The organism is Enterobacter sp. 18A13 (assembly GCF_007035975.1).
GTDB classification, from domain to species: Bacteria; Pseudomonadota; Gammaproteobacteria; order Enterobacterales; family Enterobacteriaceae; genus Enterobacter; species Enterobacter vonholyi.
The window spans coordinates 3116166-3136047 of sequence record NZ_AP019634.1 but is presented as its reverse complement, the minus strand read 5'-3'; the positions used below and the strand labels follow the sequence as shown (position 1 = coordinate 3136047).

Annotated in this window: 17 protein-coding genes; 5 read left to right on the top strand and 12 right to left on the bottom strand. The window is 55.7% G+C overall.

What is annotated here, in order from left to right; translation table 11 throughout:
• The 8 genes from FOY93_RS15180 to FOY93_RS15145 all read right to left on the bottom strand — a co-directional run bounded on the left by FOY93_RS15180 (nt 1) and on the right by FOY93_RS15145 (nt 10005).
• Nucleotides 1-1026: an ABC transporter permease gene (locus FOY93_RS15180; protein ID WP_143345335.1), complete on the bottom strand. Its 1026-nt coding sequence runs from the start codon at nt 1024-1026 to the stop codon at nt 1-3.
• A complete protein-coding gene (locus FOY93_RS15175; RefSeq protein WP_143345334.1) occupies nt 1026-2123 on the bottom strand; it encodes a microcin C ABC transporter permease YejB in 1098 nt (365 codons plus the stop codon). Before FOY93_RS15175 ends, FOY93_RS15180 begins: the two co-directional genes overlap by 1 nt.
• A gap of 9 nt (nt 2124-2132) precedes the next feature.
• Complete coding sequence (locus tag FOY93_RS15170) at nt 2133-3938, bottom strand: extracellular solute-binding protein (protein ID WP_136195441.1); 1806 nt, start codon at nt 3936-3938, stop codon at nt 2133-2135.
• 73 nt (nt 3939-4011) lie between these two features.
• On the bottom strand, nt 4012-5568 hold the full coding sequence (locus FOY93_RS15165) for a cyclic di-GMP phosphodiesterase (RefSeq protein WP_111965304.1): 1557 nt from the start codon (nt 5566-5568) through the stop codon (nt 4012-4014).
• A gap of 127 nt (nt 5569-5695) precedes the next feature.
• Nucleotides 5696-6265, bottom strand: a complete 570-nt coding sequence (gene mepS / locus FOY93_RS15160; RefSeq protein WP_008500946.1) for a bifunctional murein DD-endopeptidase/murein LD-carboxypeptidase — start codon at nt 6263-6265, stop codon at nt 5696-5698.
• Nucleotides 6266-6680: 415 nt separating this feature from the next.
• Nucleotides 6681-7394, bottom strand: a complete 714-nt coding sequence (locus FOY93_RS15155; protein ID WP_172621918.1) for a phosphatase PAP2 family protein — start codon at nt 7392-7394, stop codon at nt 6681-6683.
• Between the two features lie 33 nt (nt 7395-7427).
• Nucleotides 7428-8414: a CobW family GTP-binding protein gene (locus tag FOY93_RS15150; RefSeq protein ID WP_143345333.1), complete on the bottom strand. Its 987-nt coding sequence runs from the start codon at nt 8412-8414 to the stop codon at nt 7428-7430.
• A 124-nt stretch (nt 8415-8538) separates the two neighbouring features.
• Entirely contained in the window at nt 8539-10005 is a 1467-nt protein-coding gene (locus FOY93_RS15145; RefSeq protein ID WP_143345332.1) for a mannitol dehydrogenase family protein, read from the bottom strand.
• A 205-nt stretch (nt 10006-10210) separates the two neighbouring features.
• Between FOY93_RS15145 and uxuA the strand changes: the two genes are divergently transcribed.
• Entirely contained in the window at nt 10211-11401 is a 1191-nt protein-coding gene (uxuA, locus tag FOY93_RS15140; protein ID WP_143345331.1) for a mannonate dehydratase, read from the top strand.
• Nucleotides 11402-11517: 116 nt separating this feature from the next.
• Here uxuA and yeiP read toward each other — a convergent pair whose 3' ends face one another.
• Nucleotides 11518-12090 (bottom strand): elongation factor P-like protein YeiP, encoded by a 573-nt coding sequence (yeiP, locus tag FOY93_RS15135; protein WP_008500940.1) that lies wholly within the window; start codon nt 12088-12090, stop codon nt 11518-11520.
• 164 nt (nt 12091-12254) lie between these two features.
• On the opposite strand from yeiP, the gene FOY93_RS15130 reads away from it, so the two are divergent.
• Nucleotides 12255-12509 carry a YkgJ family cysteine cluster protein gene (locus FOY93_RS15130; RefSeq protein ID WP_143345330.1) on the top strand — a complete coding sequence of 85 codons (255 nt, stop codon included), beginning with the start codon at nt 12255-12257 and terminating at the stop codon, nt 12507-12509.
• Here FOY93_RS15130 and setB read toward each other — a convergent pair.
• On the bottom strand, nt 12506-13687 hold the full coding sequence (gene setB / locus FOY93_RS15125; protein ID WP_136195438.1) for a sugar efflux transporter SetB: 1182 nt from the start codon (nt 13685-13687) through the stop codon (nt 12506-12508). The genes FOY93_RS15130 and setB overlap by 4 nt on opposite strands.
• Before the next feature lie 358 nt (nt 13688-14045).
• Here setB and fruB point away from each other — a divergent pair, with 358 nt between their 5' ends.
• From fruB to fruA, 3 genes are read left to right on the top strand one after another with little or no spacing between them, the layout of a single operon-like run.
• Nucleotides 14046-15176, top strand: a complete 1131-nt coding sequence (gene fruB / locus FOY93_RS15120; RefSeq protein ID WP_111965334.1) for a fused PTS fructose transporter subunit IIA/HPr protein — start codon at nt 14046-14048, stop codon at nt 15174-15176.
• Complete coding sequence (fruK, locus tag FOY93_RS15115; RefSeq protein ID WP_008500936.1) at nt 15176-16114, top strand: 1-phosphofructokinase; 939 nt, start codon at nt 15176-15178, stop codon at nt 16112-16114. Before fruB ends, fruK begins: the two co-directional genes overlap by 1 nt.
• A 16-nt stretch (nt 16115-16130) precedes the next feature.
• The gene (fruA, locus tag FOY93_RS15110) at nt 16131-17816 is read left to right on the top strand and encodes a PTS fructose transporter subunit IIBC (protein WP_136195436.1); all 1686 of its coding nucleotides are present in this window, start codon (nt 16131-16133) and stop codon (nt 17814-17816) included.
• 47 nt (nt 17817-17863) lie between these two features.
• Here fruA and nfo read toward each other — a convergent pair whose 3' ends face one another.
• Nucleotides 17864-18721 carry a deoxyribonuclease IV gene (gene nfo / locus FOY93_RS15105; protein WP_104950504.1) on the bottom strand — a complete coding sequence of 286 codons (858 nt, stop codon included), beginning with the start codon at nt 18719-18721 and terminating at the stop codon, nt 17864-17866.
• Nucleotides 18722-18785: 64 nt separating this feature from the next.
• Complete coding sequence (locus FOY93_RS15100) at nt 18786-19832, bottom strand: YeiH family protein (protein ID WP_143345329.1); 1047 nt, start codon at nt 19830-19832, stop codon at nt 18786-18788.
• Nucleotides 19833-19882: the final 50 nt, after the last annotated feature.

Sequence of the window (19882 nt, the reverse complement as noted above, 5' to 3'; positions counted from 1 at the left end):
TTATACCGCCTTGTTCGGATCAAAGGCATCCCGCACGGCTTCGCCAATAAAAATCAGCAGCGACAGCAGCACGGCCACGGAAAGAAAGGCGGCGATGCCTAACCACGGCGCCTGGAGGTTGTTCTTACCCTGCAGCAGCAGTTCGCCAAGCGACGGGGAACCCAGCGGTAGCCCGAAACCGAGAAAATCCAGCGAGGTGAGGGTGGTGATGGAGCTGCACAGAATAAACGGCAGGAAGGTGAGCGTTGCCACCACGGCGTTGGGCAGCATATGGCGGAAGATGATACTCCGGTCGCTAACGCCAAGCGCCTGCGCCGCGCGGATATAGTCGGAATTGCGGGTGCGCAGAAACTCCGCCCGCACCACGCCGACCAGCGCCATCCAGCCGAACAGGACGGTGATGCCTAATAGCCACCAGAAGTTGGGCTGTACGACGCTGGAAAGCAGGATGATCAGAAACAGCGTTGGCATACCAGACCAGACTTCGATGATACGCTGGCCCCACAGGTCAATTTTCCCGCCGTAGTAACCCTGAACGGCGCCCGCCACAACGCCCATCACGCTGGAGAAGAGCGTCAGCATCAGCCCAAAGAGAAGCGATATTCGCGTGCCGTACAGGATGCGTGCCAGCACGTCGCCGCCGTTAGCATCCGTTCCCAGCCAGTTTTGCGCGGAGGGCGGGGAAGGGAAGGGGGTCGTGGTAGCGAAGTTTATACTGTTTGCGCCAAAGCGCACCGGCGCCCAGAGCGCCCAGCCGTGCTGCTCAATCTGCTGGCGAAGCCACGGATCCTGATATTCCGCCCGTGTCGCAAACGGGCCGCCAAAGTCGCTTTCGCTGTAGCTGGCGATGACCGGCACGTACCAGCGATCGTTAAAATGCACCAGCAGCGGCTTGTCGTTGGCGATCAGCTCCGAACACATGCTTAAGGCAAACAGCACGGCAAAAATCCACAGCGACCAGTAGCCGCGGCGGTTGTGGCGAAAACGGGCCCAGCGGGCCTGATTGACGGGGCTTAAACGCGGCATCAGCGGCCCTCAAAATCGATTCGGGGATCGACCAGCGTATAGCTGATATCACTGATGATATTCAGCAGCAGGCCAATCAGGGTGAAAATATAGAGTGTGCCAAACATCACCGGATAATCGCGCGATACGGTAGCCTCATAGCCCAGCAGCCCCAGACCGTTGAGCGAGAACATGACCTCTATCAGCAGCGAGCCGGTAAAAAACATGCCGATGAACGTGGCCGGAAACCCGGCGATTACCAGCAGCATGGCGTTGCGGAACACGTGTTTCCACATGATCTGCTTCTCGCTCACGCCCTTGGCGCGCGCCGTGACGACGTACTGCTTACGAATTTCATCGAGAAAGGCGTTTTTGGTCAACATGGTCAGGGCCGCAAACCCGCCAATGACCGTGGCCAGAACCGGCAGCGTGATATGCCAGAGATAGTCGGTGATTTTCTGATACCACGGCAGGGAACTGAAATCGGCGGAGACCAGCCCCCGCAGCGGGAAGAGGTCAAAATAACTTCCCCCGGCAAAAAAGACGATCAGCAGGACGGCAAACAGAAACGCCGGGATGGCATAGCCGATGATAATGAACGTGCTGCTCCAGATATCGAAGCGGCTACCGTTATACACCGCTTTGCGGATCCCAAGCGGTATAGAGACCAGATAGATAATCAGCGTTCCCCACAGCCCCAGCGTGATCGAAACCGGCAGGCTTTGCTTGATCAGCGTTAACACTGACGCACTGCGAAACAGGCTATCGCCAAAATCAAAGCGGATGTAATCCCAGAGCATTTTGAAATAGCGCTCGTGAATCGGTTTGTCAAAGCCGTAGCGGTGGGTGATCTCGGCGATCACTTCCGGATCCAGCCCGCGTCCGCCGCGATAATGGCTTTCACTGATATTCCCTACGCCGGTTCGCGCATGGCTTGCGCCCATGCCTTCACCGCCGCCGCCGCCGGGCATGCCGCCGCTGTTGCCAAATTCAATGGCGGCAATCGCCTGATCGACCGGGCCGCCGGGAGCAATTTGCACGATAAAAAAGTTAATCGTGATGATGGCCCACAGGGTGGGGATGACCAGCAGAAGACGACGGATAAGATAGGCACCCATGATGATTCCTTATCGCCGCTCAGCGGGAAGTCTGGCGGCTTTGTTAACGTCATACCACCAGGTATCAAAGCCCAGGGAGTAGACAGGGCGCACGGCAGGCACGGAGAACTTATCCCAGCGCGCAAGGCGATCTTCGCCCATATACCACATCGGCAGCATGTAGTAGTTCCAGGTTAAGACCCTGTCGAGGGCGCGCCCGAGCGGCAGGAGCTTTTCTTTATCCCCCTGCGCCGCCACGATTTTCGCAATCAGCGCGTCAATCGCCGGGCTTTTTACCCCCGGCGCATTGTAGGAGGAGTCGATGTAGCTGGAGGCCCAGGAGATTTGCAGGTCCGAGCTGGGCCACGGTTGGGCGGGCCACAGGCGCTGCATCATGTCGTAATCACGGCTGCGCATGCGGCTGGTGATCTGCGCGTTATCCACCTGGCGAATGTTCATGGTCACGCCCAGCCGCTCAAGATTGTGCTTAAACGGCAGCACCCACTGGTCGTTGCCCCCGGACGAGAGCAGCAGCTCAAAGCTGAGAGGCTTTCCCGTTTTGGCATCAACACGTTTTTGATTCTTCAGATGCCAGCCCGCGTCATCCAGCAGCTTGCTGGCTTTGAGCAGATTGTCGCGGTCGTAGCCGTCACCGTTTGAAGCAGGCGGCTGAAACACCGTTGTAAACACCTCTGGCGGTACCTCTGCTTTAAGGGGGGCCAGCAGAATCAACTCGTCGGCTTTCGGGTAATCGCGCGCGGCATATTCCGTGTTCTGGAAATAGCTGTTGGCGCGGCTGTAAGCCCCGTAAAACAGCGCTTTGTTCATCCACTCAAAATCAAAGGCCAGGGAGATGGCTTCCCGCACCCGGCGGTCATTAAATACCGGACGCTGAATATTAAACGCCAGCCATCGCGTGTCTTGCGCAGACTCATTTTTATGCTCGTCTTTGACGATATAGCCTTTGGCGAAATTTTTGCCGATATAGCGGGTCGCCCAGTTTTTGGCGCTGCTCTCGACCCGCAAATCGAAGGCCCCCGCTTTGAACGCTTCAAACGCCACGTTATCGTCAAGGTAGTAATCATAGCGAAGGGTGTCGAAGTTCCAGCGTCCGCGGTTTACCGGCAGATTGGCTGCCCAGTAGTCTTTGACGCGGGAATAGACGACATATTGCCCCATGCGCCAGTCGGTGATGCGGTAGGGGCCGCCAGCCAGAGGAGGCGTGGAAAGCGGGTCGCTCAGCTTGTGGTTTTTCCAGAACGATTCCGGCATCACCGGCAGCGAGAACAGGCTGAGCATGTTCTCTTTATTTGGTTCGCTCAGCTCGATGCGCACGGTAAGCGGCGCAATGGCTCTGACCGACGCGCCTTTATACACGATGCGGAACTGGGGAACGCCTTCGGTCATAAATTTATGAAAGGTGAACGCAACGTCGCTGGCCTTAACCGGCGTACCGTCATGAAAACGAGCTCGAGGGTTAAGGGAGATCTCCGCCCAGGCGAAGTTATCGGCGTAACGCACGTTCTCGGCAATAAGCGGATAGTAGCTGCCGGGCTCGTCATCAGAGGTGACAAAGAGCGTATCGTAAAGCGATTCCGTCCGCGCGGCCGCCACGCCGCGCAGGGCGAAGCGGTTGAAGTTGTCGAAGGTTCCCGTGGCGGAAAGCGTGACCTTTCCGCCCTTCGGCGCGGCAGGGTTGACGTAATCGAAGTGCGTAAAATTGACCGCGTATTTCGGCTCGCCAATCACCGCGAAGGCGATATTTTCTTTGATGGCTTGCGCCTGGCTGGACAGGCTCGTGAATGCCAACATCAGCAACATAAAGCGCATAAGCATCTCGCGGCAGCTCCCTCTTTACAGACCGGCTCGGTTAAGCTGAATAATAAGTGACGTCACGGGCAATGTGAAATTAATCACCCTCGGCCGAAATATCAGGCCGCCATTCGCGGAACTGCGCCAGCGGCATCGGGCGGCTAATCCAGTATCCCTGCAGGAAATTAACGCCGTGTTCGCGCAGCCAGGCGGCCTGTTCCGGTGTCTCTACCCCTTCGGCGACGGTCGACATATTCAGTCGTCTTGCCAGCGTCAGAACGGCATCCAGCACCGGCGACGTTACCGTCTCAGTCCCTATCGCATTAACAAATCCGCGGTCTATCTTGAGGTAGTCCATGGTGAAATGCTCAAGGTAAATCAGCGCGCTGTGGCCGGTACCAAAATCATCAATGGCGATTTCAAACCCTTCGTTATGCAGCCATTCGAAGAGGCTGTTGGCTTCCCGATGGTTAAGCATATCGCGCTCGGTAATTTCCAGCACGATCTGGAAGTAATCTGGCGGCAGTAACGCTTTGAAGGTGCGCATATCGTCCTTGAAGCTTTCCGCATGCAGATGCCCCGGCGCGATGTTGATGCCCACCTTTGCGCCCGGAGGTAACAGCGTTTGTAACACGGGAGCATCGTGAATGATAAGGTCAAAAAGATGCAGCGTCAGCGGGACAATGAGCTTCTGCGCTTCGGCAAAATTGATAAACGCGTCGGGCGGAATTTCCCCCATTGTCGGGTGTTTCCAGCGCATCAGTACTTCCAGCCCGGTCATCTGGAGCGATTTAGCATCGACGACGGGCTGATAGACTACATAAAACTGGCCGCGCTTAATCGCGCTCAAAATCTCTTTACCCGGGTTGAGGCGAATGCTGAGGATATAGTAGTTGAGCGAACCGGCACAAATGCCGCATACCAGCCCGAAGAACAGGGCGTAAAGAATTTCATCGCTGGTCCAGGCGTCCGCATACAGATTTATGGTCAGGGGAACGTCTTTCAGCGTTGCGGTACGGGCCGGCGTTTCATGAAGATCGTGCGCGTTGACCAGCATGCTGGACCGCGTTGACAGCGCATGATCGCCAATGATGATGGCGATGCCGGCAAATTCGTCCTGGCGAGCCGTGTAGAGCAGGTAAGGCGTCAGGTTGAGATTCACTGAGGTAAATACGCCGCCGTCCTTCACTAGCGGGTTACGGTACCAGATGGCAATGGCGGGCTTGTTGGGCAACATCGGAGTGCCGGGAAGCAACGCCATATCAATCTGTTTGTCGATGTGCAGCTCAGGTATCAGCTCCTCCATTGGGGAATTCATCGGACCCGTAGCAGAAGAGCAGAACGCCATTTTGTCTCTGACCAGCAGGAATGCGCGAACGTTAACGCTAAAGGCAGCGCGCGAAGTGAGTTCCTGATTTACGTCGTGGCAATTGTTTAACGTGAGCGGCTGGAGCACATCGATAGAATTTTTTAACTCATCGAAATAGCTCTCCATATAGATGCTCACATCGTGGATCAGGGTGTCGAATTTGACTTCCCGCTTGTGGTAGCTCCAGAAAAATTGCAACGAACCCAGGAGCAGGGCGGCGATCAGGCCTGTGATGATGCTGAGGATCAGTATCTTGCGATTGCTGGAGAAATAGCGGGTGAACATAGACGTCGTAATTCCTGAAATGCCGCTGGATGTATTCAGTGTAACGGGCAAAAAAAAACACTGCCGAAGCAGTGCTTTTTTTCATCATATCGCCAGCCAAGGGATAACCAACGATACGATAGTCATATTAACTGCGGGTCAGTACGCGGCGTGCTTCGTTGTAGCGCTTCTTCCAGTACGGTTCATTCATGCTGGAAATGGTGACACCGCTGCTGGTGGAGGCATGTACGAACTGGTCATTACCAATGTAGATGCCAACATGTCGACCTGTAGAACCGGCACGGAACAGGACTAGATCACCGGTGCGCAGTTTGGTACGTGAAATCGACTTGCCCATCTCCTGCTGTTCATAGGTTGAACGCGGAAGATCTAACCCAAATTGCTCGCGGAATGTACGCTGTACAAAACCGGAACAATCAATACCTGTTTTTGTGCTGCCGCCAAGACGATAACGCACGCCTTTCCAGTCAGCATACTGGTCCATAATGCGGGACTTCACGTCCAGATTACGTACCATATTTTCAAATTCATCCTGAGAGGCTTGCAGTGACGAGGAATCTTCCATTCCCACAACACGCGTCTCAGGATGCATATTCTTTGCGGTGTTCGATGTACTACATGCAGACAACAGTACCGCGACTGCTATCGCCGGGATCCCCCGTAAGATATATCTCAGAAACGGTTGAGATTTGACCATTTTGTTTATTTTCCCTTGAAGTCCTTAACGACAAATATCGTTATAAAAATGCCAAACGTGACGAGACTAATTATCTGTTCACATTGAGACAATTCTTTCTGGTCACATTTGTGGTACAGCGCACAAAATTATTCGCCAGCGAAATAATTATCTCTATGGGGCAAAACGAGTTCGAGATTAACCGATTGCCTGGGGTATTGCGAGAAAAAAAAGCCTTTTTTTTATAAGAAAATGTGATACAGAAAGTAAAAATCCGTAATTGCTTAAAATGCGGACAGATCCGAGGCTTTATCGCGCAATTGCTTCATTTTTATCATGAATGTGATGACAAGAATATGACGCTGGGAAAAGATCGTGGCGGAAAGGCTATCGGGGATCATGTCGATCCCTGATAGCTCACGTTAATTTAGGTTAGTTATTTGTTTAATTGTTGTTGCGCTCTGCCGGGAAGATAGCGATCGAACAGCGCTATTATCCTGTCGCTCAGTGGGGTCATCAAACACCACGGCAGCGCAATCAGCGCAACGGAGAGCGAACCGACGGCAATATCGGTGAACCAGTGAGCGCCAATCATTACGCGCGGGAAGGCAAAAACCACAAAAATAATCAGGGCTATGGCAAACGCTTTTCTGCCGAAATAGCGAAGCATAATTGCGGAAAAAATAAGCAGCATCATGCCGTGATCGCCAGGGAAACTGTCCTTCGACGCATCTTTTGTTGGAATATGCAGCAGTTCGCTGACGCGATAAATATCGGTGAAAAAGAGCGTTGGGCTGGAACGCTTAACCGGAATAATCGCGGTGGCCAGCTGGTTAATGACGACAGCAAACAGCAGCATCACCAGACCGATAATCAGAATACGCCGACGCCCGGCTTTGTCCTCTTTCAGCCAGAAAGAGAGCATCAGGCAGCCCATCGCCAGCAGCGAGAAGCCGTCAAAGGCGCGGTTGTTGGTAATTGCCACCAGCCACAGGAACGCGTTGCTCTTCACCAGCTCCTGATTGAAGAAGTGAAAAATGGCAGAATCCAGCGGGAACCAGAAACCATGATCTGCCGGGATATACCAGGAGAGGAAAAGCGCCAGACCGGCGACATTAAGCAGTAATATCAGGGGAAATCGAGTTGTCATAACGTTCTGCATAGAGTGAAAACTGGGGCAACGTTAGCCGCCCGAACTTAAACGAATCCTCAACAGACTGGACTGGAGGGCATTCCAGTCGGCGTTAACCGCACTAATTAACTCTATACGGCTGTCAGGCGGTGCCACGTTTTGCGTTTCAATAAAGAAATCGTCGCCCTGGCGGTTGATCCGCACCAGTCCGTCCGGGGTGCGCATGATCCCTTTCACGCGATCGACGGGCGCAAGACGGGCCCACTCCAGGATCCCGATGGTGTCAAAAACGGTTTCAGCATCAAAAATCCATCCGCAGGCCTGATATCCCTGGCCGCTATTCAGATTACGACGCCAGCGCTGGTGTTCCGGCAGACTCAGGGCTGCCAGACCCTGCTTAACCGGATGACTGTGCGAATGCTCCGCGCTGGCGGGCAGCTCGGTGCGGTTCAGACGAGGCAGGTTAAGCAGGGCGCTATCAATATTCCCCTGGGTGGTCTGCACCCGCGTGCGATTGCCGCCAAAATGTTGCCACCACGCATCCAGCGCGGCCTGGCTTTCAGCCGTGGCGCGATCTGCTTTATTCGCGACAATAACGTCAGCGGAGGCGAGCTGATCGCGGAAGTTCTCATTTGCCACCGCCTTGTCATCCAGAAGCTGACGCGGATCGAGCAGGCACAGGGTGGCGCGCAAATCGATCCACGGCTCGTAAACCGGGGCGGTCAGTAAATCGAGGATTTGCTTAGGGTGACCCAGCCCGGTAGGTTCAATCAGCAGGCGGTCAGGTTTGCCCTGACGCAGCAGGGTATTGAGGCCGACCTGCATAGGCAGGCCATTGACGCAGCACATGCATCCGCCGGGGATCTCTTTAATCATCGCGCCGCTGGATGACAGCAACGCGCCGTCAATGCCCACCTCGCCAAATTCATTGACCAGCACGGCCCACTTCTCGGCCGGATCTTTATTCGCCAGCAGGTGGAGAATTGAGGTGGTTTTACCGCTGCCGAGAAAACCGGTGATGAGGTTGGTTTTGGTCACGTGCGCTCCAGATCAGAATTGTGATGCTATAACACTATTCTCTCTATCCTGGCGAAAAACGTGACCTGTGAGAAGGGGAAGGGCGAACGGAGGCCTCATCCGTTCGCGTTAAGCGCAATAATCGTTAAATATTTAACGTTTCGATAACAGCCTGACGTGCGCCGTTGCGGATAATGCGCTGGTATGCCTGGCGGACAGTCTCCACAAAGACGCTGTTTTGTGCGAGATCGTGACCAAAGACCTCACTCAGCCCCAGCAGCGCGTTAACGCGGTCGGCGTCGCTGCTGGTGTTGACGATGGCGCGGATTTTATCGCTGAGGGGATCGCGAACGTCAATCGCATTGCCACGGTCGTCGATACCGCTGACGTAGCGTATCCAGCCGGCCACGCCCAGAGCCAGCAGCGGCCACGGCGTATTTCGCTCAAGATGAACGCGGGTCCCGTCAAGCATTCTCTGGGGCAGCTTCTGGCTACCGTCCATCGCGATTTGCCAGGTCCGATGCTGGAGGGCCGGGTTGGCAAAGCGTTCAATTAGGCTATCGGCGTAGGCGGTGAAATCGACATCCTTAATCCGTAACGTGGGGGCCTGCTCGTTCAGCATCAGCCGACGGGCGGCTTCACGGAACGCCGCGTCCTCCATGCATTCATTAATATGCGCGTAGCCCGCGAGGTACCCCAGATACGCCAGGAAAGAGTGGCTGCCGTTGAGCATGCGTAATTTCATCTGCTCCCACGGCAGAACATCCTGCACCATCTGGACACCCGCCACTTCCCACTCGGGACGGCCTGCGACAAAATTATCTTCCACCACCCACTGAATAAACGGTTCGCAGCTGATGGCGCACGGATCTTCAACGCCGAGCGCGTCGGTGATTTCCGCAAGCGATGCTTCCGTCGCGGCGGGAACAATTCTGTCAACCATCGTTCCCGGGAAGCTCACGTGGCTATCAATCCATTCAGACAGCGCCGCGGAACGCTTTTGCGCCATGCCCAGCACCGCGTTTTTGACCACGTGCCCGTTATCCGGGATGTTGTCGCAGGAGAGCACGGTAAACGCAGGCAAACCGCGCTCGCGGCGGCGGTGGAGCGCTTCGACCAGGATCCCTGGGGCAGAATGTGGCTCTGAGGGGTTTTCAAGGTCGTGGACGATCCGGGGGTTATTCAGATCGAGTTTTCCGGTCGCGGGATCGATGCAATAGCCTTTTTCCGTGATGGTGAGCGATACAATCGCGACCTGAGGCTCGCAAAATTTCTCAATAATGGCGGGCAGGGAGTCCAGCTTTGCGTTCAGGCACTCATGGACGGCGCCGACGATAATCGCCTCATTTCCTTCAGCCCCTTTCTCCAGCACGGTGAACAGATGCTCCTGCGCGCGCAGCTGGCTCATCAGCGCGTCGCCGCTGAACAGGCTAATCTCACAAATCCCCCAGTCGCCGCCTTTTTCATTCAGCACCCTATTTGTTAACAAAGCCTGGTGCGCACGGTGAAACGCGCCAAAGCCAAAGTGAACGATGCGGGAGCGTAATGACTGGCGATCGTAGCGAGGTTGCTGAACCCCGGCAGGAAGGACGGTAGAGGCAATTGTCTTCATGAGATACACACCTGATTAACCATTAATTAACAATGCCAGTGTAAAGTTATATGACAGCAAATAAAATTGGTGAGCCGTAAATATCCCCGTTATGTGAGTTTGATCAATCAATGTGTGGCGGTGTATTGACCCTTTACGGCAAACATGTATGGTAGTCGTCATTGCAGTAACGCATATTGGTATAACAACTTAAGAGGGTGAGGCAATGGAACAAACCTGGCGTTGGTACGGGCCGAACGATCCGGTTTCTCTTGATGATGTGCGTCAGGCTGGCGCAACGGGTGTCGTCACGGCGCTGCATCATATTCCTAACGGTCAGGTCTGGCCGGTAGAGGAAATACAGACGCGTCAGGCGCTGCTGGCGGAGAAGGGATTAACCTGGTCTGTGGTGGAAAGCATTCCTGTTCATGAAGATATCAAAACCCATTCCGGGGAGTATCAGACCTGGATTGCTAACTATCAGCAGAGCATTCGTAACCTCGCGGCCTGCGGTATTGATACGGTTTGCTATAACTTCATGCCCATCCTCGACTGGACGCGAACCGACCTCGAATATCAGATGCCGGACGGCTCAAAAGCGCTGCGTTTCGATCAGATTGCCTTTGCAGCGTTCGAGCTGCACATCCTGAAACGGCCTGGCGCCGAAGCGGATTACAGCGTGGAAGAGCAGCAGCAGGCACTCGAATGGTTCAATGCAGCCAGCGACGCGGACATCGAAAAGCTGACCCGTAATATTATTGCGGGCCTGCCGGGTGCCGAAGAGGGGTATACGCTGGATCAGTTCCGCGCCCGCCTGGCGGAATACGGCAATATTGATAAGCACCAGCTGCGTGAAAACATGGCGTATTTCCTGCGCGCTATCGTGCCGGTTGCGGAAGAGGTCGGGGTTCGCCTGGCCGTGCACCCGGACGATCCACCGCGTCCCATTCTCGGCCTGCCGCGCATTGTTTCCACAATTGAAGATATGCAGTGGCTGAAAGAGACGGTCGACAGCATCTATAACGGCTTCACCATGTGTACCGGCTCCTACGGCGTGCGGGCAGATAACGATCTGGTGCGGATGATTGAAACCTTCGGCGACCGCATTCATTTTACGCATCTGCGCGCGACCTGCCGTGAAGAGAACCCAAAAACCTTCCACGAGGCGGCTCACCTGGGCGGCGATGTGAATATGGTGGCGGTGGTAGACGCCGTTCTGGCCGAAGAGGCGCGTCGCAAGCAGATTGGCGATGTGCGTCCTATTCCGTTCCGTCCAGACCACGGCCACCAGATGCTGGACGATCTGCGTAAGAAAACCAACCCAGGCTATTCTGCGATTGGCCGTCTTAAAGGGATGGCGGAAGTGCGTGGAGTTGAGCTGGCGCTGAAGATGACGAAGTATCCGGAGCTTCTGTAAGCTCTGTTGCCCGGTGGAGCTACGCTTACCGGGCCTACAAAAAAACCGGCCTGAGAGCCGGTTTTTTTGTTTTGTAGGTCGGGTAAGGCGAAGCCGCCATCCGACAAACGCCGCAATCAGTCAGCGCGACCCATATAGCGTTTTTCTTCGATATGGATGCGGATCTTCTCGCCAGCGGAGAGGTATTCCGGCACCTGCACCACCAGGCCGGTCGTCAGGGTAGCCGGTTTGTTGCGGGCACTGGCGGATGCGCCTTTGATGCCGGGTGCCGTTTCAACGATTTCCAGATCGACGGTCTGAGGCAGTTCCAGCGCCAGCAGCACGCCATCCCAGGTCAGAACCTGCATGTCAGGCATACCGCCTTCAGGAATGAACAGCAGCTCTTCTTCAATCTGATCTTTAGTGAAGATGTACGGGGTGTAATCTTCTTTGTCCATGAACACGTATTCGTTGCCGTCGATGTAGGAGAAATCAACATAGCGACGGGTCAGGGTCACGGTATCGACAATATCGTCACCTTTGAAGCGTTCTTCCACTTTGAGGCCGGTACGCACATCGGCGAAACGCATTTTATACAGCGTTGCTGCACCACGGGCGCTTGGTGCCTGAATGTCGATATCTTTCACAATCAGCAGTTTGCCGTTGTAATTCAGCACCATACCTTTCTTAATTTCGTTCGCTCTTGGCATTGCAGTAATCCTGTTTACGGGAGGTAAAAAATATCGCGCCAAATTACTCGCGCGCGGCCTTTCAGGCAAGTGGAATTCGTGGCTTTTGCTATCAATACGCAAAAGGTGTTACTGTGCGCGCGATGCCCGACTACGCGGGCCATCGTCAGCGAAAGAGAGCATTTATGGATTGCCGTCCCGATTGTGGCGCGTGCTGTACTGCACCGTCCATTTCAAGCCCCATTCCTGGAATGCCGGACGGCAAGCCTTCCAATACCCGCTGCGTTCAGCTCTCGGAAAATAATCTTTGCAAGATCTTTGGCTCACCGTTGCGACCGAAAGTTTGCTCCGGTCTTCAGCCCACGGCCGAAATGTGCGGCAGCACGCGCGAGCAGGCGATGACGTACCTTCTTGAGCTTGAGGCGCTCACCGCACCTTAAACGTCTTTAATCCTCGCCAGACAGCCAATCGTCAGCGTACACATCACCAGCGCAATCCAGAATACCGTGTGATAGTTCCAGATTTCTGCCACGACACCGGCCATTGAGCCGGCGATAATCCACCCCACGCGGGTGGTATTAGTATAAAGGGTGGTGGCAGAGCCTGCCTGGCCCGGCATCAAATCCTGGAAATAGAGCATGCCTATCCCCGCGAGAATGCCAATATAGATGGCGTTCAGCAGCTGTAACGCCAGCAATAGCCCCGGCGTATGTACCGTCAGCATACCGACATAGAACAGCAGACCGGCGAAGGCGGCAATGCGCATTAAAAAACGCTTTCCGAAGCGCTTTGCGTAATAGCCCGCAATGAGCATGGTCGGGATCTCAAGCCCGGCCGCGGTGCCCATCATGATTCCCGCCAGCTTTTCCGACAGGTGCAGTTCATCAATAATAAACAGCGGCATATTGATGATATACAGGCTATTGGTGCCCCACATCAGCGTGCAGACAACAAACAGGAGCAGGGCATCGCGGCGGTTACGGCGCGGCGCTTCCAGCACGCCCGTTGCCACTTTGGGCTCTTTGCGCATGGACGGCAGGAAGAACCACACCAGCGCGCCGCATACCACAAACGCGACAGCGGCACTCAGGTACATTACCGTAAAGCCAAAACCCATCGCCAGCGCGTAGGCCAGCGGCGGGCCAATCACCCATGCCAGCGACACCTGAGCACGCAGGACAGAGCTGAACATCACCGCTTCACGTCCGGTATGGTCCGCGTGTTCGCGAGCAAGGGCGAACAGCTGGGGGTTCGCCGTTGAGCCAAAGCTGCTCAGGAATACCCCGATGAAGAGCAGAATGAAGTAGTTGCGGTTCCAGGCAAACAGAACGCAGGCCATGACCCCCAGCAGGCAGCAGAAAACGATCAGGCTTTTACGATCGCCTTTTCTGTCGGAGCGTCGCGCCAGAAACTGGCTGACCAGGATGCCGATGATGGCGCTTCCGGTAAAAAAGAAGCCAACCAGCGCCGGACGAACATGAACCTCATTTGTCAGAAATAGGCTCAGCGTCGGCGTCTGTAACGCACCGGCAATGCCCGTGAAGAAGGCAACAATCAGGAAGGCCGCTGAGGTTAAATCAAAGGGCTTCGGCGAGGCAGCCGCAGGGGTGTTATGCATGTTTTATAATTAGCGAGTAGCAGAGAGGGGCGGAGTGTACGCCGTCAGCTAAAAAAACAGTGGGCGCGGTCAATGATGCCACGAAAAATCAAAATGGCATTTCATCTTACAACCACATCGGCTGACCTTAGCTGAAACTGACTTGCTGAATTTCAGCAAAATTCAGCTGAACGAAGAAGAAATGTGCTGTATCTCTAAATTCTGACATCAGAAAGACGAGTTTACTTGCAAGGTATTGCAGAAAGCGCAAGACTTTTTGAAACGTTTCAGCGCTATCTTGTTTAAACAAACGGAGCAGGCTAGCGCATTTTTTCTCATTAAAGCTGAAACGATTCAATTTCAGCAGGAGTGGAGAACCATGTTCCAGTTATCTGTTCAGGATATCCACCCGGGCGCTCAGGCCGGGGATAAAGAAGAGGCTATTCGCCAGGTTGCCGCTGCGCTTGTGCAGGCGGGTAACGTCGCGGACGGCTATGTCAACGGCATGCTGGCCCGCGAGCAGCAGACCTCAACCTTCCTCGGCAATGGCATTGCCATTCCGCACGGCACAACCGACACCCGCGATCAGGTGTTGAAAACCGGCGTTAAGGTTTATCAGTTCCCGCAGGGCGTGCTTTGGGGCGACGGTCAGGTGGCCTATGTGGCTATCGGTATCGCGGCCAGCAGCGATGAACACTTAGGTCTGCTGCGTCAGCTGACGCATGTCCTGAGTGATGACGCGGTGGCTGAACAGCTTAAGTCCGCCACCACAGCGGAAGAGCTGCGCGCCTTGCTGATGGGCGAAAAACAGAGCGAAGCGCTGAAACTGGATAATGAAACGCTGACGCTGGACGTGGTTGCTTCCGATCTGGTGACGCTGCAGGCGCTGAACGCCGGTCGTCTGAAAGAAGCCGGCGCGGCGGATGCCACCTTTGTGACGCGCGTGATTAACGATAAGCCGTTGAATCTGGGTCAGGGTATCTGGCTGAACGACAGTGCTGAAGGCAACCTGCGCAGCGCTATCGCCGTGAGCCGCGCGGCCAACGCGTTTGACGTAGAAGGCGAGCGCGCGGCCATGCTGGTGACCGTGGCGATGGCTGATGAACAGCCGGTTTCCGTGCTGAAGCGTCTGGGCGACCTGTTGCTGAACAACAAAGCTGAAAAACTGCTGAACGCTGATGCCTCCACCGTGCTGGCACTGCTGACCAGTGATGATGTGCTGACGGATGACGTGCAAACTGCGGAGTTCGTGGTGCGTAACGAACACGGCCTGCATGCCCGTCCGGGTACCATGCTGGTGAATACCATTAAACAATTCGAGAGTGAGATCACCGTGGCGAATCTTGACGGCACGGGCAAACCGGCCAACGGCCGTAGTCTGATGAAAGTTGTCGCGCTGGGCGTGAAGAAAGGTCACCGTCTGCGTTTCACCGCGCAGGGTGCTGATGCTGAACAGGCGCTGAAAGCGATTGGCGACGCCATCGCGGCGGGTCTGGGGGAGGGCGCATAATGAGCAGACGTGTTGCGACTATTACGCTGAACCCGGCTTATGACCTGGTAGGATTTTGCCCGGAAATTGAGCGCGGCGAAGTCAACCTCGTGCGTACCACTGGCCTGCATGCTGCGGGCAAAGGGATTAACGTCGCGAAAGTGCTCAAGGATCTCGGTATCGACGTCACCGTGGGGGGATTCCTCGGTAAAGATAACCAGGACGGTTTCCAGCAGCTGTTCAGCGAGCTGGGCATTGCCAACCGTTTTCAGGTTGTTCAGGGCCGTACCCGTATCAACGTTAAGCTGACTGAGAAAGACGGTGAAGTGACCGATCTGAACTTCTCTGGCTTCGAAGTGACGCCGTCAGACTGGGAGCGTTTTGTTAACGATTCTCTGACCTGGCTGGGTCAGTTTGACATGGTCTGCGTCAGCGGTAGCCTGCCGTCCGGCGTGAGCCCTGAAGCGTTTACCGACTGGATGACGCGCCTTCGCAGCCAGTGCCCGTGCATTATTTTTGACAGCAGCCGCGACGCGCTGGTCGCGGGTCTCAAAGCCTCGCCGTGGCTGGTGAAGCCGAATCGCCGCGAGCTGGAAATCTGGGCGGGTCGTAAGCTGCCAGAACTAAAAGATGTGATTGACGCTGCCCATGCGCTGCGCGAGCAAGGTATCGCTCACGTGGTTATCTCGCTTGGTGCAGAAGGCGCGTTGTGGGTTAACGCGTCTGGCGAATGGATCGCCAAACCGCCGTCAATGGAAGTTGTGAGTACCGTTGGCGCAGGGGATTCAATGGTTGGCGGCCTGATTTACGGCCTGCTGATGCGTGAATCCAGTGAACATACTTTACGTCTTGCCACTGCCGTTGCTGCCCTGGCCGTCAGCCAGAGCAATGTCGGTATTACCGATCGTACCCAGTTAGCCGCGATGATGGCGCGCGTTGACTTAAAACCTTTTAACTAACAGCAGGAGAGGAATAATGAAAACGCTGCTGATCATTGACTCCGGTCTCGGACAGGCTCGCGCCTATATGGCGAAGACCTTGCTGGGAGCGGCGGCGAACAAAGCACATCTCGAGATGACTGATAACCCTGGCGATGCCGAACTGGCCATTGTCCTGGGCGACAAAATCCCGGCTGACAGTGCGCTGAACGGCAAAAAAGTGTGGCTGGGCGATATAAATCGCGCGGTGGCTCATCCGGAACTGTTCCTGAGCGAAGCGAAAGGTCACGCGTCTGTTTACAGCGCGCCCGTCGCGACGGCACCGGCTGCGGTCACGGGCCCGAAACGCATTGTTGCGGTGACGGCCTGTCCGACGGGCGTGGCTCACACCTTTATGGCAGCTGAAGCCATTGAAACCGAAGCGAAAAAACGCGGCTGGTGGGTTAAAGTTGAAACGCGCGGCTCCGTCGGTGCCGGCAACGCTATCACCCCTGAAGAAGTGGCTGAGGCCGATCTGGTGATTGTGGCGGCGGATATCGAAGTGGACCTGGCGAAATTTGCCGGTAAGCCAATGTACCGCACGTCTACCGGCCTGGCGCTGAAAAAGACTGCGCAGGAGTTTGATAAAGCGCTGGTGGAAGCGAAGCCGTATCAGGCAACCGGCGCGCGCCAGACCGCGACGGAAGGTAAGAAAGAGTCCGCAGGCGCCTATCGTCACCTGCTGACCGGCGTGTCTTACATGCTGCCGATGGTGGTTGCGGGTGGTCTGTGTATCGCGCTCTCGTTCGCATTTGGTATTACCGCGTTTAAAGAGCAAGGCACGCTGGCCGCTGCGTTAATGCAGATTGGTGGCGGTTCCGCCTTCGCACTGATGGTACCCGTCCTGGCAGGCTTTATTGCTTTCTCCATCGCCGATCGTCCTGGCCTCACGCCGGGTCTTATCGGCGGTATGCTGGCCGTAAGCACCGGTTCCGGCTTTATCGGCGGTATTATCGCGGGCTTCCTGGCCGGTTACGTCGCGAAGCTCATCAGCTCGAAGCTCAAGCTGCCGCAGAGTATGGAAGCGCTGAAGCCGATTCTGATCATCCCGCTGATTTCCAGCCTGGTGGTCGGTCTGGCGATGATTTACCTGATTGGTAAGCCGGTTGCAGGCATCCTGGCGGGTCTGACCCACTGGCTGCAAACCATGGGTACCGCGAACGCGGTTCTGCTGGGGGCAATTCTCGGCGGCATGATGTGTACCGACATGGGTGGTCCGGTAAACAAAGCGGCGTACGCCTTTGGTGTTGGCCTGCTGAGTACCCAGACCTACGCGCCAATGGCAGCGATCATGGCGGCAGGTATGGTGCCACCTCTGGCGCTCGGCCTGGCGACGATTATTGCCCGTCGTAAGTTCGATAAAGCGCAGCAGGAAGGCGGTAAAGCTGCGCTGGTGCTGGGTCTGTGCTTCATCACCGAAGGCGCGATTCCGTTCGCGGCCCGTGACCCAATGCGTGTACTGCCGTGCTGTATCGCGGGTGGTGCAGTGACCGGGGCGATCTCCATGGCGATTGGCGCGAAGCTGATGGCACCACACGGCGGTCTGTTTGTTCTGCTGATCCCTGGCGCCATCACGCCGGTACTGGGCTACCTGCTGGCCATCGTCGCCGGTACGCTGGTGGCGGGTCTCTCTTACGCGGTGCTGAAACGTCCGGAAGCGGAAGTTGTGGCAAAAGCAGCGTAAGCGATAAATAATAAAAAAGCCGGGTCGCATTACGCACCCGGCTTTTTTTATGCCGCCTGTTCAGCAGTTTGCTGAGCCTTCAGCCAGGCAATCTCTTCTGCCCAGATATCCGGATTAATGGTTTCAAGCACCATCGGAATACCGTCGAAGCGGGCGTCCTGCATGATAAAGCGAAACGCATCGTGGCCAATGTTGCCTTCGCCCAGGCTGTGGTGGCGGTCAACGCGGCTGCCAAAGGCGCTTTTCGCATCGTTGAGGTGCATTCCGCGCAGGTACTTAAAGCCAACAATGCGCTCGAACTCATCAAACGTGTTTTTCGTTGCCTCGGTGGTGCGCAGGTCATAGCCGGCGGCAAACGCGTGGCAGGTATCAATGCACACGCCAACGCGGGATTTATCCTCCACGCCGTCGATAATCGCCGCCAGATGTTCGAACTTAAAGCCGAGGTTGCTGCCCTGACCGGCGGTATTCTCAATCACCGCGGTGACGCCTTTGGTCTTGTCCAAGGTGATGTTGATGGATTCGGCAATGCGCGCCAGGCAGGCATCTTCATCGATCTGCATAAGATGGCTGCCAGGATGGAAGTTCAGCAGCGTCAGCCCAAGCTGCTCACAGCGCTGAACTTCATCAAGAAACGCCTCGCGGGATTTTTCCAGCGCCTCTTCAACCGGGTGCCCGAGGTTAATGAGATAGCTGTCGTGGGGAAGGATCTGGCCTGGCCCGTAGTGGTACTTCTCACAGGCAGCTTTGAAATCGTCAATCACCTCGGCGGTGAGCGGGGCGGCGCGCCACTGGCGCTGATTTTTGGTGAACAGGGCGAAAGCGGTCGCCTCAATTTCGGCGGCACGAATGGCGGCATTCGCAAGGCCACCTGCAGCGCTGACGTGCGCTCCAACATATTTCATAAAGGGACTCCTGTTAACCCGAAATGCCTATGATAGCGGGTTAACAGGAGAAGGATGTAGTGGTTTATGCCATCAGGCTATGGACCGCGAGGTTAATCGCGCCGCCGCCGACAATCAGCCAGATGAAGAGTACCAGCGCCATCAGCAGCGGTTTCGCACCGGCTTTTTTCAGCGCGCTGACGTGTGTGGTCACCCCCAGGGCCGCCATGGCCATCGCCAGCAGTACGGTATCCAGCGTCACCAGCATATCCACTACCGATTTGGGCAGCAGGTGGAAGGAGTTAAAGATAGCGACCACGATAAACAGGATCGCAAACCATGGAATGGTGATTTTACTTTTCTGATTACTGTCCGCCGGTGCCAGCTGTTTAACCCGTGCAGCAAGGAAAATCAGGAACGGCGCCAGCATCATCACGCGCAGCATTTTGGCAATCACCGCCGCGTTTTCGGCTTCAGGGTTAATAGCATGTCCTGCCGCCACCACCTGGGCCACTTCGTGCATGGTCGAACCGATATAGATGCCGTAGGTTTCCGGGCTAAACCAGTGGGCAACCAGCGGATACATGGCCGGGTAGAGGAAAATCGCCAGCGTACCGAAGATCACCACCGTCGCTACCGCCACCGTCACCTTGCTGGCTTCGGCTTTAACGACGGGTTCCGTTGCCAGCACCGCCGCTGCGCCACAGATACTGCTCCCGGCACCGATCAGCCAGCTGGTTTGCCTGTCCAGGCCAAACACTTTCTGGCCGATAAAGCAGGCCAGTAAAAAGGTGCTGGTCAGGGTCAGGACGTCGATGGCGATCCCGCTCACGCCCACATCCGCAATCTGCGAAAAGGTGAGACGGAAGCCGTAAAGAATGATCCCAAGACGCAGCAGATGCTGCTTGGCAAAGATCACGCCGCCGTCGCAGGATTTCCAGATATGCGGGTAAACGGTATTACCCACGACCATGCCCAGCAGAATGGCCAGCGTCAGCGCGCTGAAACCTGCGCCTGCGATGGCCGGGATGCTGCCGCCCCATAGCGCGACGGCGGTTACTGCGGCGCTGAGCGCTAGACCCGGCACGAAGTGCCACACTGTACGATGATGTTGTAAGGTGATTTCTGACATAACCTTCTCCTTTGTCTGGCTAAAGGTTACGGCGCCCTGGCTTAAAAATA

Bases quoted from the DNA above. Each gene is read 5' to 3' on its own strand.
- FOY93_RS15180 (WP_143345335.1), bottom strand. From the start codon at position 1,026: ATGCCGCGTTTAAGCCCCGTCAATCAGGCCCGCTGGGCCCGTTTTCGC.
- yeiP (WP_008500940.1), bottom strand. From the start codon at position 12,090: ATGCCAAGAGCGAACGAAATTAAGAAAGGTATGGTGCTGAATTACAAC.
- FOY93_RS15145 (WP_143345332.1), bottom strand. From the start codon at position 10,005: ATGAAGACAATTGCCTCTACCGTCCTTCCTGCCGGGGTTCAGCAACCT.
- mepS (WP_008500946.1), bottom strand. From the start codon at position 6,265: ATGGTCAAATCTCAACCGTTTCTGAGATATATCTTACGGGGGATCCCG.
- uxuA (WP_143345331.1), top strand. From the start codon at position 10,211: ATGGAACAAACCTGGCGTTGGTACGGGCCGAACGATCCGGTTTCTCTT.
- FOY93_RS15155 (WP_172621918.1), bottom strand. From the start codon at position 7,394: ATGACAACTCGATTTCCCCTGATATTACTGCTTAATGTCGCCGGTCTG.
- fruB (WP_111965334.1), top strand. From the start codon at position 14,046: ATGTTCCAGTTATCTGTTCAGGATATCCACCCGGGCGCTCAGGCCGGG.
- FOY93_RS15170 (WP_136195441.1), bottom strand. From the start codon at position 3,938: ATGCTTATGCGCTTTATGTTGCTGATGTTGGCATTCACGAGCCTGTCC.
- nfo (WP_104950504.1), bottom strand. From the start codon at position 18,721: ATGAAATATGTTGGAGCGCACGTCAGCGCTGCAGGTGGCCTTGCGAAT.
- FOY93_RS15165 (WP_111965304.1), bottom strand. From the start codon at position 5,568: ATGTTCACCCGCTATTTCTCCAGCAATCGCAAGATACTGATCCTCAGC.
- FOY93_RS15130 (WP_143345330.1), top strand. From the start codon at position 12,255: ATGGATTGCCGTCCCGATTGTGGCGCGTGCTGTACTGCACCGTCCATT.
- fruK (WP_008500936.1), top strand. From the start codon at position 15,176: ATGAGCAGACGTGTTGCGACTATTACGCTGAACCCGGCTTATGACCTG.
- FOY93_RS15100 (WP_143345329.1), bottom strand. From the start codon at position 19,832: ATGTCAGAAATCACCTTACAACATCATCGTACAGTGTGGCACTTCGTG.
- fruA (WP_136195436.1), top strand. From the start codon at position 16,131: ATGAAAACGCTGCTGATCATTGACTCCGGTCTCGGACAGGCTCGCGCC.
- FOY93_RS15175 (WP_143345334.1), bottom strand. From the start codon at position 2,123: ATGGGTGCCTATCTTATCCGTCGTCTTCTGCTGGTCATCCCCACCCTG.
- setB (WP_136195438.1), bottom strand. From the start codon at position 13,687: ATGCATAACACCCCTGCGGCTGCCTCGCCGAAGCCCTTTGATTTAACC.